Source organism: Geodermatophilus sp. SYSU D00696 (assembly GCF_054050235.1).
The window spans coordinates 133097-149780 of the sequence record NZ_JBJGYY010000006.1; the positions used below are offsets into that span (position 1 = coordinate 133097).

The 16684-nt window shown below is 71.9% G+C and carries 12 protein-coding genes and 1 tRNA gene; 12 read left to right on the plus strand and 1 reads right to left on the minus strand.

The features are described from left to right. The first annotated feature begins 9 nt into the window (after positions 1–9). The 3 genes from ACI79O_RS06235 to ACI79O_RS06245 are packed head-to-tail and all read left to right on the plus strand — an operon-like array spanning position 10 to position 2338. Positions 10–456, plus strand: a complete 447-nt coding sequence (locus ACI79O_RS06235) for an FAS1-like dehydratase domain-containing protein (protein ID WP_456874321.1) — start codon at positions 10–12, stop codon at positions 454–456. Then, entirely contained in the window at positions 453–881 is a 429-nt protein-coding gene (locus tag ACI79O_RS06240; protein ID WP_456888772.1) for a MaoC/PaaZ C-terminal domain-containing protein, read from the plus strand. Before ACI79O_RS06235 ends, ACI79O_RS06240 begins: the two co-directional genes overlap by 4 nt. Beyond that, complete coding sequence (locus tag ACI79O_RS06245) at positions 878–2338, plus strand: M1 family aminopeptidase (RefSeq protein WP_456913590.1); 1461 nt, start codon at positions 878–880, stop codon at positions 2336–2338. The genes ACI79O_RS06240 and ACI79O_RS06245 overlap by 4 nt, the downstream gene beginning before the upstream one ends. Positions 2339–2345: 7 nt before the next feature. Here ACI79O_RS06245 and ACI79O_RS06250 read toward each other — a convergent pair whose 3' ends face one another. Then, complete coding sequence (locus ACI79O_RS06250; protein WP_456913591.1) at positions 2346–3590, minus strand: pyridoxal phosphate-dependent aminotransferase; 1245 nt, start codon at positions 3588–3590, stop codon at positions 2346–2348. A 266-nt stretch (positions 3591–3856) separates the two neighbouring features. Between ACI79O_RS06250 and ACI79O_RS06255 the strand changes: the two genes are divergently transcribed. The 9 genes from ACI79O_RS06255 to ACI79O_RS06295 all read left to right on the plus strand — a co-directional run bounded on the left by ACI79O_RS06255 (position 3857) and on the right by ACI79O_RS06295 (position 16510). Then, positions 3857–3929 (plus strand) — tRNA-Trp (locus ACI79O_RS06255). Positions 3930–4092: 163 nt separating this feature from the next. Beyond that, entirely contained in the window at positions 4093–4635 is a 543-nt protein-coding gene (gene secE / locus ACI79O_RS06260) for a preprotein translocase subunit SecE (RefSeq protein WP_456888778.1), read from the plus strand. Between the two features lie 41 nt (positions 4636–4676). Beyond that, entirely contained in the window at positions 4677–5582 is a 906-nt protein-coding gene (nusG, locus tag ACI79O_RS06265; protein WP_456888780.1) for a transcription termination/antitermination protein NusG, read from the plus strand. Between the two features lie 103 nt (positions 5583–5685). After that, positions 5686–6117, plus strand: a complete 432-nt coding sequence (gene rplK, locus ACI79O_RS06270; RefSeq protein WP_456540959.1) for a 50S ribosomal protein L11 — start codon at positions 5686–5688, stop codon at positions 6115–6117. Positions 6118–6307: 190 nt separating this feature from the next. Further along, on the plus strand, positions 6308–7027 hold the full coding sequence (gene rplA / locus ACI79O_RS06275) for a 50S ribosomal protein L1 (RefSeq protein ID WP_456888782.1): 720 nt from the start codon (positions 6308–6310) through the stop codon (positions 7025–7027). 482 nt (positions 7028–7509) lie between these two features. After that, positions 7510–8127: a 50S ribosomal protein L10 gene (gene rplJ / locus ACI79O_RS06280; protein ID WP_456913592.1), complete on the plus strand. Its 618-nt coding sequence runs from the start codon at positions 7510–7512 to the stop codon at positions 8125–8127. A 17-nt stretch (positions 8128–8144) separates the two neighbouring features. After that, complete coding sequence (gene rplL / locus ACI79O_RS06285) at positions 8145–8540, plus strand: 50S ribosomal protein L7/L12 (RefSeq protein ID WP_456548759.1); 396 nt, start codon at positions 8145–8147, stop codon at positions 8538–8540. A 454-nt stretch (positions 8541–8994) separates the two neighbouring features. Then, the gene (gene rpoB / locus ACI79O_RS06290; protein ID WP_456888786.1) at positions 8995–12504 is read left to right on the plus strand and encodes a DNA-directed RNA polymerase subunit beta; all 3510 of its coding nucleotides are present in this window, start codon (positions 8995–8997) and stop codon (positions 12502–12504) included. A gap of 100 nt (positions 12505–12604) precedes the next feature. Then, complete coding sequence (locus ACI79O_RS06295; RefSeq protein ID WP_456888787.1) at positions 12605–16510, plus strand: DNA-directed RNA polymerase subunit beta'; 3906 nt, start codon at positions 12605–12607, stop codon at positions 16508–16510. Positions 16511–16684: the final 174 nt, after the last annotated feature.

The window sequence follows — 16684 nt, forward strand, 5'->3', positions numbered from 1 at the left end:
AGGGCGGGAGTGGCGCTGGACGCAGGACTGGTCGGGCGCAGCTACCCGCCCTCCGCCGTCTACGAGGTCGGCCGCGCGAAGGTCGCCGAGTTCGCCGCCGCGGTCGGGGCGACCGACCCGGCGCACACCGATCCCGAGGCCGCGCGGGCGCTGGGCCACCCCGACGTCGTCGCCCCGCCCACCTTCGCCATCGTGGTCACCCTCGGCGCGGCCGACGTCGTGCTGGCCGACCCGGACGTGGCCCTCGACTACAGCCGGGTGGTGCACGGTGAGCAGCGCTTCACCCACCACCGCCCGATCCGGGCCGGCGACCGGCTGGTGAGCACCACCACGATCGAGGCGGTGCGCAGCGTGGCCGGCAACGACCTGCTGACCACCCGGGTCGACGTCGCCACCGAGGACGGCGAGGCCGTCTGCACCGCCACCTCGATGCTCGTGGCCCGGGGGACGGCGTGACCGCCCGCGTGCGCGCCGCGGACGTCGCCGTCGGCCTCGAGCTGCCCGAGCAGACCCACCGGGTGACCCGTGCGGACCTCGTCCGCTACGCCGGCGCCTCCGGCGACCTCAACCCGATCCACTGGAGCGACCGCGTCGCCACGGGCGTCGGGCTCCCCGGCGTCATCGCCCACGGCATGCTCACCATGGGCCTGGCCGCCCGCGCGGTGACCGACTGGGCCGGCGACCCCGCCGCCGTCGTCGAGTACCAGGTCCGCTTCGGCCGGCCGGTCGTCGTCCCCGACGACGACACCGGCGCCGAGGTCACCGTGCGCGGCCGGGTCGGCGCGGTCCTCGACGGCGGGCGGGTCCGCGTCGACCTCACGGTCACCAGCGGCGGCGAGAAGGTCCTCTCGCTGGCCCGCGCCACCGTCGCCCTGGCATGACCCTCCGGCGGGGGGCGCTGGCCGCGGCGGTCCTGCTGCTGTGCGGCTGCACCTCCTTCACCGAGACGCTCACCGCGCAGGAGGCCCCGGCGTCCACCGCACCGTCGGCCGAGCCCGGGGACGGCGGCGGGGACGGCGGGGCCGACGACGACGGTGCCCGCTGCCCGGCCGAGCGCGCCGAGCCCGACCCCGACCGCCCCGTCGTCGACCTGCAGTTCCGGCTCTCGGCCGACCTGCGCACGGTCACCGGCACCGAGACCGTCGTCTTCACCCCGGACGTCGCCACCGACGAGCTGGTCTTCCGGCTGGTGCCCAACGGCCCGGGCGCGGCGCAGCTCGGCAACCGGATCACCGTCGACGACGTCCGTGGCGACGACGTCGACCAGGCCGGGTACGAGGACGACGGCGCGGAGGGCCCCGGCGGGCTCTACGTGCTCCAGCTCGACGGCGAGCTCGAGGCCGGCGAGGCCACCGAGGTGGAGCTGGACTTCACGCTGTCGCTGGGGGAGGGCGGCTTCGAGCGCCTCGGCACCACCGACGGCACCGCCTGGTGGGCCAGTGGCTTCCCACTGCTGGCCTGGGAGCCCGGCGTGGGCTGGGCGCGCGACCCGTTCGTCGGGATCCTCGGCGAGACGGCGACCAGCCCGGTCGCCGACACCACGGTCACCGTCGACGCGTCCGAGGAGCTGACGGTGCTCATGACCGGCGCGCAGCAGGAGCCCTCCGCGGCCGACGGTGGCCGGCGCACCTGGACCTCCCGCGAGCCGGTGGCCCGCGACGTCAGCGTCGCCGTCGGCCCCTTCCGCACCGCCGCCCTCACGACGGCCGGCGGGGTGGAGGTCACCACCGGGGTCCTCGACGGCGCCGACGTCGGCCCCGGCGAGCTCGCCGACTGGACCGGCGAGGCCGTCACCGCCCTCGCCGACCGGTTCGGCGCCTTCCCCTACGCGACGCTCACCGTGCCGCTGCTGCCGATCGAGGGCGGCGGCATCGAGTACCCGAGCTCGATCCTCATGGCCGGGGCCGACCGCTCGGTGCTCGAGCACGAGGTCGCGCACATGTGGTTCTACGGGATGGTCGGCGGCTCGCAGTTCCGCGACCCGTGGCTGGACGAGGCGTTCGCCACCTACGCCGAGAGCGTCGACGGGCAGGTGGCGGACGAGGCCGTGGACCGCGCGCTGGCCGCCCCCGGGGACGTCGGTGCCGCGATGGACGAGTTCCCGGGGACCGCCGAGTACTTCGACGCCGTCTACGGCAAGGGCGCGGCCGCGCTGCTCGCCGCCCGCGAGGCCGCCGGCGCCGGGCCCTTCGACGCCGCGCTGCGCTGCTACGCGCAGCTCAACGCATGGACCATCGCCACGCCCGAGGACGTCGCGGCCGCCCTCGCCGACCTGCCGGCCGCCGTCGACGTGCTGGTGGCAGCCGGTGCCCTCGACGAGGACGACCTCCCGGACTGAGGCGTCGTCAGCCGGCGGACCCGAGGAGCCGCTGCAGCCGGCCGACCCCCTCGACCAGGTCGTCGTCGCCCAGGGCGTAGGACATCCGCAGGTAGCCCGGCGTGCCGAACGCCTCGCCGGGGACCACGGCGACCTCGGCCTCCTCGAGGACGATCTCGGCCAGCTCGACGCTCGACGACGCCGTCCGGCCGTTGATCGGCCGCCCGAGCAGCGTCTTGACCGAGGGGTAGACGTAGAAGGCGCCCTGTGGCTCGGGGCAGGCGACCCCGGGGATCTCGCGCAGCATCGACACGATGGTCTTCCGGCGCCGGTCGAACGCCGTCCGCATCTCCTGCACCGCCGACAGGTCGCCGGTGAGCGCGGCCACCGCGGCGGCCTGGGACACGTTCGCGACGTTCGACGTCGCGTGCGACTGCAGGTTGGTGGCGGCCTTGACGACGTCGGCCGGGCCGACCATCCAGCCCACCCGCCAGCCGGTCATGGCGTAGGTCTTCGCCACCCCGTTGACGACCACGCAGCGGTCGGCCAGCTCGGGCACCACCACCGGCATCGACGGCGCCGTCACCCCGCCGTAGGTCAGGTGCTCGTAGATCTCGTCGGTGAGCACCCACAGCCCGGCCTCCAGGGCCCAGCGGCCGATGGCCTCGACCTGGTCGGGCGGGTACACCGCACCGGTCGGGTTGGACGGCGAGACGAACAGCAGCACCTTGGTGCGCGCGGTGCGGGCGGCCTCGAGCTGGTCCACCGACACCAGGTAGCCGCTCTCCTCGTCGGCGACCACGGGCACCGGCACCCCGCCGGCCAGCCGGATCGCCTCGGGGTAGGTGGTCCAGTACGGCGCGGGCACGAGCACCTCGTCCCCCGGGTCGAGCATCGCGGCGAAGGCCTCGTAGACGGCCTGCTTGCCGCCGTTGGTGACCAGCACCTGCGCCGGGGTGACGGCCAGCCCCGAGTCGCGCGCGGTCTTGGCGACGATGGCCTCCTTGAGGACCGGCAGCCCCCCGGCCGGGGTGTAGCGGTGCATCGCCGGCTGGCGGCAGGCGGCGACCGCGGCCTCGACCACGTAGTCCGGCGTCGGGAAGTCCGGTTCGCCGGCGCCGAAGCCGATGACCGGCTTGCCCGCCGCCTTGAGCGCCTTGGCCTTGGCGTCGACCGCGAGCGTCGCGGACTCGGTGATGGCCGCGATCCGCCGCGACACGCGGCGGTCGGCGGGGGAGAGGGCAGCGGTCCCCGACGGGGAGGCGGCGGTCATGTGCCCATCCTGCCGGAGGGGCCGGTGCCGGGGGCGCTCAGCCGCCAGGGGCAGGCGGCTGTGGGAAGGACCCATCGCCCCGCCGGGGCACGTCTCCGGAGCGCGGTCACGGACCGGTCCCGCGGTCCCGTACACTGGCAACCCTGGGGCGATCGACCCCGTCACCGGCGTGCCCCGGGCCTCCTGGGAACGGCGCGCCGACCGGCGGGACCGGCCGCCCCAGGCGAGCCCGGAACCACGCACGAGTCGGCACGGTCCCGGGCCCGAGGGGTGTAGCTCAACTGGCAGAGCAGCGGTCTCCAAAACCGCAGGCTGCAGGTTCAAGTCCTGTCACCCCTGCCCGTGCCGCCGGCCGACGCCGGCGGGCAGCACGACCCGGCACCGCCCCGTGTCCCGGCAGCGCCGGCCGCGGCCGGCGCCGTCCCGGAGCAGCACGGTCCGGGGAGTACGAGACCAGACGGCCGGCGACCAGCGGCCACCACCACGACGCGAGCGAGGCGCAGTGAGCGACGAGAAGCCGGGCCGCGGGGAGGACCCCCGCACCGCCTCGGACGCCGAGCTGACCGACGAGCAGCTCGACCGGGAGGCCCCGGGCGTCGACGACGCCGCCGAGCTCGAGGCCGCCGAGGACGAGATCGCCGCCGAGGCCGAGGCCGAGGAGCACAAGGTCGTCCCCGCCCCGGCCCGCCGCCGCGGCGGCCGGATCACCGCCGACGACGACGCGGACGACGAGCCCACCGCCGCGCGCACCCGGCGCCCCGCCGGTGAGCGCGCCGCCGCCCGCCCGGCCGGCCGCTCGGAGGGTGCCGGCACCCGGTCCCGCGCCGCGGCCCAGCGCGCACGGGCCGACGAGGTCCGGCAGCGCCGCAACCTGCGCCGCTTCCTCCGCGAGGTCGTCGCCGAGCTGCGGAAGGTCATCTGGCCCGGCCGCCGCGAGCTGATCACCTACACCACGGTCGTCATCCTCTTCGTGGCCTTCATGGTGGCCCTGGTCGCGGGTCTGGACGTCCTCTTCGCGCAGGGCGTGCTCGCCGTCTTCGGCTGACCGTCCCCGCGCCCGCCCGACCCGAGAAGGAAGAGATCCCCGTGACCGACCCCCGCGAGCCCTTCGACACCGACAGCGACGTCGAGGCCATCGACCTCGACGACGAGCGGATCGACGTGCGCGGCAGCGTCGACCTCGAGACCGGTGCCGGCGAGACCGGCGCGGCCGAGGGCTCGGCCGACACCACCGACCAGGACACCGCGACCGGCGTGGCCGACGTGACCCCGCTGGTCGAGGGGGGCGGCCGCGACAGCCTGGTCGGCGACCCGCTGGCCGCGCCGGCCCCCGACCACGACCCGATCGTGACCGAGGCGCTGGCCGAGGCCGAGGCGGAGGACGAGGACCCGCGGGAGACGCTCAAGCGGACCCTGCGCACGCAGTTCGGCGACTGGTACGTCATCCACTCCTACGCGGGCTACGAGAACAAGGTGAAGACCAACCTCGAGTCCCGCATCCAGTCGCTGGACATGGAGGACTACATCTTCCAGATCGAGGTGCCCACCGAGGAGGTCACCGAGATCAAGAACGGCAAGCGCACCCAGGTCAACCGGAAGAAGCTGCCCGGCTACCTGCTCGTCCGGATGGACCTCAACGACGAGTCCTGGGGCGCGGTCCGCAACACCCCCGGCGTCACCGGCTTCGTCGGCGCCACCTCCCGGCCCTCGCCGCTGAGCATCGACGAGGTCGTCAACCTGCTGGTCCCCGACGCCCCGCCGCAGGCGGCCAAGGTCGCCGAGACGGCATCGCCGGCCGCGGCCGCCGCGCCGACCGCCGTCGTCGACTTCGAGATCGGCGAGTCGGTCACCGTCATGGACGGCCCGTTCGCCACCCTCCCGGCGACCATCAACGAGATCAACGCCGAGCAGCAGAAGCTGCAGGTGCTGGTCTCGATCTTCGGCCGGGAGACGCCGGTCGAGCTCTCGTTCACCCAGGTCGCCAAGATCTAGTCGGAGGACCCCCTCGCCCCCCACCCTTCGCGAGCTCAGGGTGGGAACCTGCGAGGGGGCCTTCCAGCCACCACCACGCACCACGCTCACGAAGAAGGAAGTCATGCCTCCCAGGAAGCGGTTGACCGCGGTCATCAAGCTCCAGATCAACGCCGGCGCGGCCACCCCCGCGCCGCCGGTGGGTCCGGCGCTGGGCCAGCACGGCGTCAACATCATGGAGTTCTGCAAGGCGTACAACGCCGCCACGGAGTCGCAGCGCGGCAACGTGATCCCGGTCGAGATCTCGGTCTACGAGGACCGCTCGTTCACCTTCGTCACCAAGACGCCGCCGGCCGCGCGCATGCTGCTCAAGGCCGCCGGTGTCGAGAAGGGCTCGGGCGAGCCGCACAAGACCAAGGTCGCCACGGTCACCCGTGACCAGGTCCGCGAGATCGCCCAGACCAAGATGGCCGACCTCAACGCCAACGACCTCGACCAGGCCGAGAAGATCATCGCCGGCACCGCCCGGTCGATGGGCATCACCGTCACCGGTTGATCGAGGACCCCGTCGCCCCCACCGCTCGCAGGCTCGCGGCGGGGCCCTGCGACGGGGCCGTTCCGGCACCCCGCTGGAAGACGCACGTCCCGGATGGCGTTACAAGCACCACAGCAACCGTGGGAGGGCCGCGCCAGGCCCGTGAACCACACGACTCCCCGAGCCGCAGGGCCGGGGGAGAGGACGCACCATGGCGAAGCACGGCAAGAAGTACCTCGAGGCGGCGGCCAAGGTCGACCGCGAGAAGCTCTACAGCCCGCTGCAGGCGGCGGGGCTGGCGAAGGACACCTCGCCGACCTCCTACGACGCCACCGTCGAGGTGGCCATGCGGCTGGGCGTCGACCCGCGCAAGGCCGACCAGATGGTCCGCGGCACGGTGAACCTGCCGCACGGCACCGGCAAGACCGCCCGCGTCATCGTCTTCGCGACCGGTGACAAGGCCGCCGAGGCCGAGGCCGCCGGCGCCGACGTCGTCGGCTCTGACGACCTGATCGCGCGCATCCAGGAGGGTTTCCTGGACTTCGACGCCGCCATCGCCACGCCCGACCAGATGGCCAAGGTCGGCCGGATCGCCCGCATCCTCGGCCCCCGCGGCCTGATGCCGAACCCGAAGACGGGCACCGTGACCCCCGACGTCACCAAGGCCGTCGCCGACATCAAGGGCGGGAAGATCAACTTCCGCGTCGACAAGCAGGCCAACCTGCACCTGGTGATCGGCAAGACCTCCTTCGACGACGCCAAGCTGGTCGAGAACTACGCCGCCGCCCTCGACGAGGTGCTGCGCGCCAAGCCGGCCGCGGCCAAGGGCCGGTACCTGAAGAAGGTCACCATCTCCACCACGATGGGCCCGGGCATCCCGGTCGACCCGAACCGCACCCGCAACCTGACGGTGGACGAGCCCACCGCCTGAGGGAGGACCTCGTCCTCCCCACCCTTCGCAGGCTCAGGGCGGGACCCGGGACGAGGCCGTTCCAGCACCTCGCCAGGAGGCCCCGCAGCGCACCCGCGCTGCGGGGCCTCCGCGCGTCTGCGAGGGACGTGCGTCGAGATCCCGTGATCTCGACCGGGGACGAGTGCCGGCGTGTGCGAGATCGCGTGATCTCGACCGGGCTGGGCTGCCCCGGGTGACGACGGCGACACGGGCGCTCCGTGGGCAGCGTGTACGCTGGGCGGCGTTCCCCCCACGACCGCTGGTCGTCGCACGTCCGCGTGCGATCGAAGGTCCCGGATCCCCGGGCGGCCCGCGCAGGAGGACGGTTCGATCGACGCGGTGCCCCGTGCCCGCGTCCCTCGCCCCGTGCGCCCTGCGCCGGGGCGTTCCTCGTCTCCGGGCCCGGATCGCCCGCTCCCGCACGACGCACGAGCGGTCGCCCGTCAGACGAGAGGAGGCCCATGCCCACGCAGGCGAAGGCCGCGGTGATCGACGAGATCACCGAGCGGTTCCAGCAGTCCAGCGCGGCCGTGCTCACCGAGTACCGCGGGCTCACCGTGTCGCAGCTGACCCAGCTGCGGCGTTCCCTCGGTGCGGGCAGCAGCTACGCCGTCGTCAAGAACACCCTGACGAAGCGGGCGGCGGACGAGGTCGGTCACCCCGACCTGGCCCCGCTGCTCAACGGCCCCACCGCGATCGCCTTCATCGAGGGTGACGTCGTCGAGGCCGCCAAGGCCATCCGCGACTTCGCGCGCGCCAACCCGCTGCTCGTCGTCAAGGGCGGCGTCGTCGAGGGCCGCACCGTCGGCCCCGCCGAGGTCACCGCCCTGGCCGACGTCGAGCCGCGCGAGGTGCTGCTGGCCAAGCTGGCTGGTGCGATGAAGGGCAACCTGACCAAGGCCGCCGGCCTGTTCCAGGCCCCGCTGTCGCAGGTCGCCCGCCTGGCCGCCGCGCTGCAGGAGAAGAAGCCCGCCGAGGGCGGCGACTCCACGGCCGACACCGCTGCCGCCGACACCGCTGCTGCCGACACCCCCACCGACACCGCCGACACCGCGGACGCCGCGGCCGGCACCGACTGACCCCAGAAGGAGAGATCATGGCCAAGCTGTCCACCGCGGAGCTGCTCGACGCGTTCAAGGAGATGACGCTGCTCGAGCTGTCCGACTTCGTGAAGCAGTTCGAGGAGACCTTCGAGGTCACCGCTGCTGCCCCGGTCGCCGTCGCGGCCGCCCCGGCCGCCGGCGGTGCCGGCGACGGTGGCGCCCCCGCCGCCGAGGAGCAGGACGAGTTCGACGTCATCCTCGAGAGCGCCGGCGACAAGAAGATCCAGGTCATCAAGGAGGTGCGCGGCCTGACCTCGCTCGGCCTCAAGGAGGCCAAGGACCTGGTCGACGGCGCGCCGAAGCCGGTCCTGGAGAAGGTCGCCAAGGACGCTGCCGAGAAGGCCAAGGCCGCCCTCGAGGGCGCCGGCGCCACCGTCACCGTCAAGTGACCCGCTCCCGGCCGTGACCACGGCCGGCAGCACCGCACAGGGGCCGCTCTCCTCCGGGAGGGCGGCCCCTGTCGCGTCCGCGGGAGGGGGCCGACCGGCACCCCGCACGGGGATCCGGCGGCGTGGCGGAGACAAACCGGCCCCCCTGCTGGCATCATGACGACGCGGAACGCCGCCCGGACAGCCGGACGCCGTCCTTACCGGGAGTGTGGCGTGGGTCGCCCCCCACCCCCCGACGTGGACAGCCTGCGTCTGCAGGGGTAGGGTTCTCTGTTGCGCTGCCCCCTGACTGCCTGCCCGCCGAGCCGGGTCGCCTGGGGTGCCCGGGATCACCCGGGCGCCTGGTCGACCGCGCGGGCCGGACGCCGCGGACAGCCGCGCAGATACCGACGACGACCCAGGACGAACCCGCACCCACCGCCCGCACGTCGTGAGGTCCTTGGAAGGACGCATCTTGGCAGGCTCTCGCCCCACCAGCATCTCCCCCAGCACCACCGAGTCCGGCGGCTACGGCCAGCAGAACCAGACTCCCTCGGCCGGCCCGCGCACCGGTGAGGCCGACCAGCAGAAGATCCCCGGGGCGCCGCTCCGGGTCTCGTTCGCGAAGATCTCCGAGCCCCTCGAGGTGCCGGACCTGCTCGCCCTGCAGACCGCCTCCTTCGACTGGCTCGTCGGCAGCCCCGAGTGGCGGGCCACCCTCTCGCCGGAGGAGCAGGCCTCGGCCGTCGGCGGTCTGGCCGAGATCCTCGAGGAGATCTCGCCGATCGAGGACTTCAGCGGCTCGATGTCGCTGTCCTTCTCCAACCCGCGCTTCGAGGACGTCAAGGCGTCCCTCGAGGAGTGCAAGGACAAGGACATGACCTACGCGGCTCCGCTGTTCGTCACCGCGGAGTTCATGAACAACACCACCGGCGAGATCAAGAGCCAGACGGTGTTCATGGGCGACTTCCCGATCATGACGAACAAGGGCACGTTCGTCATCAACGGGACCGAGCGCGTCGTCGTCTCGCAGCTGGTCCGCAGCCCCGGCGTCTACTTCGACAAGACCCTGGACAAGACCTCCGACAAGGACGTCTTCAGCGCCAAGGTCATCCCCAGCCGCGGCGCGTGGCTGGAGTTCGACGTCGACAAGCGCGACACCGTCGGCGTCCGCATCGACCGCAAGCGGCGGCAGCCGGTGACCGTGCTGCTCAAGGCGCTGGGTTGGACCGAGGACCGGATCCGCGAGCACTTCCAGTGGTCGCCCACCGTCCTGGCCACCCTGGAGAAGGACCACATCGCCGGGCAGGACGAGGCGCTGCTCGACATCTACCGCAAGCTGCGGCCGGGCGAGCCGCCGACGCGGGAGAGCGCCCAGGCGCTGCTGGAGAACCTCTTCTTCAACCCCAAGCGCTACGACCTCGCCAAGGTCGGCCGCTACAAGGTCAACAAGAAGCTCGGCGTCGAGGTCCCGCAGGGCACCCTGACGCTGACCGAGGACGACATCGTCGCCACCATCGAGTACGTCGTGCGGCTGCACGCCGGCGAGCCCGACCACGGCGTCGACGACATCGACCACTTCGGCAACCGCCGCCTGCGCACCGTCGGCGAACTGATCCAGAACCAGATCCGGGTCGGCCTCTCCCGCATGGAGCGCGTCGTCCGCGAGCGGATGACGACCCAGGACGTCGAGGCGATCACGCCGCAGACCCTGATCAACATCCGGCCGGTCGTCGCCTCCATCAAGGAGTTCTTCGGCACCAGCCAGCTCTCGCAGTTCATGGACCAGACCAACCCCCTCGCGGGCCTGACCCACAAGCGCCGCCTGTCGGCGCTGGGTCCGGGTGGTCTGTCCCGTGAGCGGGCCGGCATGGAGGTCCGCGACGTGCACCCGAGCCACTACGGCCGGATGTGCCCGATCGAGACCCCCGAGGGTCCGAACATCGGCCTGATCGGCTCGCTGTCGGCCTACGGCCGGGTCAACGCCTTCGGCTTCATCGAGACCCCCTACCGGCGGGTCCGGGACGGCGTCGTCACCGACACGATCGACTACCTGACCGCCGACGAGGAGGACCGCTTCGTCGTCGCCCAGGCCAACTCGCCGCTGGACGCCCAGGGCCGGTTCGCCGAGGAGCGGGTCCTGGTCCGCACTAAGGGCGGCGAGGTCGACTACCTGTCGCCCGAGCAGGTCGACTACATGGACGTCTCGCCGCGGCAGATGACCTCGGTCGCGACGGCGATGATCCCGTTCCTCGAGCACGACGACGCCAACCGCGCCCTGATGGGCGCGAACATGCAGCGTCAGGCCGTCCCGCTCCTGCGCAGCGAGGCGCCGCTGGTCGGCACCGGCATGGAGCTGCGTGCCGCCGTCGACGCCGGCGACGTCGTCGTGGCGGAGAAGGCCGGTGTCGTCGAGGACTCGACCGCCGACTACGTCACCGTCATGGCCGACGACGGCACCCGGCAGACCTACCGGCTGCTGAAGTTCCGCCGCTCGAACCAGGGCACCTCGATCAACCAGACCCCGATCGTCGAGGAGGGTCAGCGGGTCGAGGTCGGCCAGGTCATCGCCGACGGGCCGTGCACCGACCAGGGTGAGATGGCGCTGGGCAAGAACCTGCTCGTCGCCTTCATGCCGTGGGAGGGCCACAACTACGAGGACGCGATCATCCTGTCGCAGCGCCTCGTGCAGGACGACGTCCTGTCCTCGATCCACATCGAGGAGTTCGAGGTCGACGCCCGCGACACCAAGCTCGGTGCCGAGGAGATCACCCGGGACATCCCGAACGTCTCCGAGGAGGTCCTCGCCGACCTCGACGAGCGCGGCATCATCCGCATCGGCGCCGAGGTCGTCCCCGGCGACATCCTCGTCGGCAAGGTCACGCCCAAGGGCGAGACCGAGCTGACCCCCGAGGAGCGGCTGCTGAGGGCGATCTTCGGTGAGAAGGCCCGCGAGGTCCGCGACACGTCGCTGAAGGTCAAGCACGGTGAGTCCGGCAAGGTCATCGGCGTCCGCGTGTTCTCCCGCGAGGACGGCGACGAGCTGCCCGCCGGCGTCAACGAGCTGATCCGGGTCTACGTCGCCCAGATGCGCAAGATCTCCGACGGCGACAAGCTCGCCGGCCGCCACGGCAACAAGGGCGTCATCGCGAAGATCCTGCCGCAGGAGGACATGCCGTTCCTGCAGGACGGCACCCCGGTCGACATCGTGCTCAACCCGCTCGGCGTCCCGGGCCGGATGAACGTCGGCCAGGTGCTGGAGACCCACCTCGGGTGGATCGCCAAGTCCGGCTGGCAGGTCGAGGGCGACCCCGAGTGGGCCGTCAACCTGCCCGAGCAGGCGCGGCAGGCCGCCCCGGGCACCCGGACCGCGACGCCGGTCTTCGACGGTGCCCGCGAGGAGGAGATCATCGGCCTGCTCGGCTCGACGGTCCCCAACCGCGACGGCGACCGCATGGTGCAGGAGACCGGCAAGGCCCGGCTGTTCGACGGCCGGTCCGGGGAGCCCTTCCCCGAGCCGATCTCGGTGGGCTACGTCTACATCCTCAAGCTGCTGCACCTGGTCGACGACAAGATCCACGCCCGGTCGACCGGCCCCTACTCGATGATCACGCAGCAGCCGCTGGGTGGTAAGGCGCAGTTCGGTGGCCAGCGCTTCGGTGAGATGGAGTGCTGGGCGATGCAGGCCTACGGCGCGGCGTACGCGCTGCAGGAGCTGCTGACCATCAAGTCCGACGACATCCTCGGCCGCGTCAAGGTCTACGAGGCGATCGTCAAGGGCGAGAACATCCCCGAGCCGGGCATCCCCGAGTCGTTCAAGGTGTTGCTCAAGGAGCTGCAGTCGCTCTGCCTCAACGTCGAGGTGCTGTCCGGCGACGGGCAGGCGATCGAGCTGCGCGACACCGACGACGAGGTGTTCCGGGCCGCGGAGGAGCTGGGCATCGACCTGTCCCGCCGCGAGCCCTCCAGCGTCGAGGACGTGTGATCGGCCGCCGGCCGGCCCTTTCGTGTGACGGGCCGGCCGGCGTCCCCCCAGCCAGACAGCTAGAAGTGCAGTAACGAGCCCCGGGAAAGGGGTCCACTCAGTGCTCGACGTCAACTTCTTCGACGAGCTCCGCATCGGTCTGGCCACCGGCGACGACATCCGCCAGTGGTCGCACGGTGAGGTGAAGAAGCCCGAGACCATCAACTACCGGACGCTGCGTCCGGAGAAGGACGGTCTCTTCTGCGAGAAGATCTTCGGTCCCACGCGGGACTGGGAGTGCTACTGCGGCAAGTACAAGCGCGTCCGCTTCAAGGGCATCATCTGTGAGCGCTGCGGCGTCGAGGTGACGCGGGCCAAGGTCCGCCGCGAGCGGATGGGCCACATCGAGCTGGCCGCGCCGGTCACCCACATCTGGTTCTTCAAGGGCGTCCCCTCGCGCCTGGGCTACCTGCTCGACCTGGCGCCCAAGGACCTCGAGAAGATCATCTACTTCGCCGCCTACCTGATCACCTCGGTCGACGACGAGGCGCGCCACCGCGACCTCCCGACCATCGAGGCCGAGATCAGCGCGGAGAAGCACAACCTCGAGAACCGGCGCGACGCCGACGTCGAGGCCCGCCAGCAGAAGCTCGAGGCCGACCTGGCCGAGCTCGAGGCGGAGGGCGCCAAGTCCGACGTCCGCCGCAAGGTGCGCGAGGGCGGCGAGCGCGAGATGCGCCAGCTGCGCGACCGCGCCCAGCGGGAGATCGACCGCCTCGAGGAGGTGCTCGACACCTTCCGCAAGCTCGAGGTCAAGCAGCTCATCGCCGACGAGGGTCTCTATCGCGAGCTGCGCGACCGCTTCGGCGAGTACTTCGAGGGCGGCATGGGTGCCGCGGCCCTGCAGAAGCTGCTGGCCGACTTCGACCTCGACGCCGAGGCCGCGTCGCTCCGCGACACCATCCGCAACGGCAAGGGCCAGCGCAAGCTGCGGGCCCTCAAGCGGCTCAAGGTCGTCGCGGCGTTCCAGCAGACGCGCAACTCGCCCATGGGCATGGTGCTCGACTGCGTCCCGGTCATCCCGCCGGACCTGCGCCCGATGGTGCAGCTCGACGGTGGCCGCTTCGCCACCAGCGACATGAACGACCTGTACCGCCGGGTCATCAACCGGAACAACCGGCTCAAGCGGCTGCTCGACCTCGGCGCGCCCGAGATCATCGTGAACAACGAGAAGCGGATGCTGCAGGAGTCCGTGGACGCGCTGTTCGACAACGGCCGCCGCGGCCGGCCGGTCACCGGCCCGGGCAACCGCCCCCTGAAGTCCCTGAGCGACCTGCTCAAGGGCAAGCAGGGCCGGTTCCGGCAGAACCTGCTCGGCAAGCGCGTCGACTACTCCGGCCGGTCGGTCATCGTCGTCGGCCCGCAGCTGAAGCTGCACCAGTGCGGCCTGCCCAAGCAGATGGCGCTGGAGCTGTTCAAGCCCTTCGTCATGAAGCGGCTGGTCGACCTCAACCACGCGCAGAACATCAAGTCCGCCAAGCGCATGGTCGAGCGGGCCCGTCCGGTGGTGTGGGACGTGCTCGAGGAGGTCATCACCGAGCACCCGGTCCTGCTGAACCGGGCGCCGACGCTGCACCGCCTGGGCATCCAGGCCTTCGAGCCGCAGCTGGTCGAGGGCAAGGCCATCCAGATCCACCCGCTGGTCTGCACCGCGTTCAACGCGGACTTCGACGGTGACCAGATGGCGGTGCACCTGCCGCTGTCGGCCGAGGCGCAGGCCGAGGCCCGCATCCTCATGCTGTCGAGCAACAACATCCTCAGCCCGGCCGACGGTCGCCCGATCACCGCGCCGACCCAGGACATGGTGCTCGGCCTGTACCACCTGACGACGCTGGTGCCGAGCCGGCACGAGGCCGACGGTGGCCGTCCGGCGGCCTTCGGGTCGACGGCCGAGGCGATCATGGCGTTCGACAAGGGCGCCCTGGGCCTGCAGGAGCGTGCGTTCATCCGCCTCGACGAGGTGTTCGGCGTCGACAACGGCAAGGTCAACCCGGCGTGGGAGCAGCCCGCCGACTGGGCTCCGGGTGCCCCGGCGCTGGTCGAGACCAGCCTGGGCCGCGTGCTGTTCAACGAGGCCCTGCCCGAGGACTACCGCTTCGTCAACTACCAGGTGCCGAAGAAGGAGCTCGGGGCGATCGTCAACGACCTCGCCGAGCGCTACCCCAAGGTGCAGGTCGCGGCGACGCTGGACGCCCTCAAGTCGGCCGGCTTCCGCTGGGCCACCCGCTCGGGTGTCACGATCGCCATCGACGACGTCGTGACCCCGCCGGCCAAGCAGGAGATCCTCGACCGGCACGAGAACGAGGCCCGTCAGATCGAGCGGCAGTACGAGCGCGGTGTCATCACCGACGCCGAGCGCCGCGGCGAGCTGATCGAGATCTGGACCCGCGCGCGGGCCGAGGTCAGCCAGGCGATGGTGGACAACTTCCCGACCACCAACCCGGTCTGGGTCATGGTCAACTCGGGCGCCCGAGGCAACATGATGCAGATCAGCCAGATCGCCGGCATGCGCGGTCTGGTGGCCAACCCGAAGGGTGAGATCATCCCGCGGCCGATCAAGGCCAACTTCCGGGAGGGTCTGTCCGTGCTGGAGTACTTCATCTCCACGCACGGTGCGCGCAAGGGCCTGGCCGACACCGCCCTGCGGACCGCGGACTCCGGGTACCTCACCCGGCGGCTGGTCGACGTCTCCCAGGACGTCATCATCCGCGAGGAGGACTGCGGCACCGAGCGCGGCGTCATCATGCCGATCGCCACGGTGGTCGACGGCGTCCTCACCCGGGACGCGCACGTCGAGACCAGCGTCTACGCCCGCTCGCTGGCCGCCGACGTGTCGGCCCAGGACGGCACGCTGGTCGCGCAGGCCGGTCAGGACCTCGGTGACGTGCTCATCGGCGAGCTGGTCGACGCCGGCATCGCCGAGGTCAAGGTCCGCTGCGTCCTGACCTGCGAGTCCCTGCTGGGCACCTGCGCGACCTGCTACGGCCGGTCGCTGGCCACCGGCAAGCTCGTCGACGTCGGCGAGGCGGTCGGCATCATCGCCGCCCAGTCGATCGGTGAGCCCGGCACCCAGCTGACGATGCGCACCTTCCACACCGGTGGTGTCGCGGGTGAGGACATCACCCACGGTCTGCCGCGTGTGGTGGAGCTCTTCGAGGCCCGTGTCCCCAAGGGCAAGGCCCCGATCGCCGAGCTGGCCGGCAACGTCCGGATCGAGGACGGCGAGCAGTTCCGCAAGCTGACGATCACCCCGGACGACGGCTCCGACGAGGTCGTCTACGACAAGCTGTCGCGCCGGTCGCGGCTGCGGGTCGAGGACGGCGCCCACGTCGAGGTCGGCGAGCAGCTCACCGAGGGTGCGGTGGACCCGCACGAGGTGCTGCGGATCATGGGCCCGCGCGAGGTGCAGCTGCACCTGGTCCGCGAGGTCCAGGAGGTCTACCGCAGCCAGGGCGTGTCGATCCACGACAAGCACATCGAGGTGATCATCCGCCAGATGCTCAAGCGGGTGACCATCATCGACTCGGGCGCCACGGAGTTCCTGCCCGGCGCGCTCGTCGAGCGGACGCTGTTCGAGACCGAGAACCGCCGTGTCGTCGCCGAGGGCGGCGAGCCGGCCTCGGCCCGTCCGGTGCTCATGGGCATCACCAAGGCCTCGCTCGCGACCGAGTCGTGGCTGTCGGCCGCCTCCTTCCAGGAGACGACCAAGGTGCTCACCGACGCCGCGATCCAGGGCAAGAGCGACAGCCTGCTCGGCCTCAAGGAGAACGTGATCATCGGCAAGCTGATCCCGGCGGGTACGGGCATCAGCCGCTACCGGAACATCACGGTCGAGCCGACCGAGGAGGCCCGCGCCGCCGTCTACACGATGGCCGGGTACGACGACGGGCAGTACTACAGCCCCGATGTCTTCGGCTCGGGCTCCGGCGAGGCCGTGCGCCTCGAGGAGTACGACTGGCGGGGCTGATCCCCGGTAGGACGTGAGGAGGGCCCGCAGATCGCGAGATCTGCGGGCCCTTCCGCGTGTGCGGGGCGTTGCGGGGATCAGGTGACCTGATCGTCGGGCGTCCTCCCTCCCCGGGGGGGGGGGGGGCGGGCGCCGGGGGGTGAGGGCGGACCCCGCCCCCGACCCCGGGGCCCG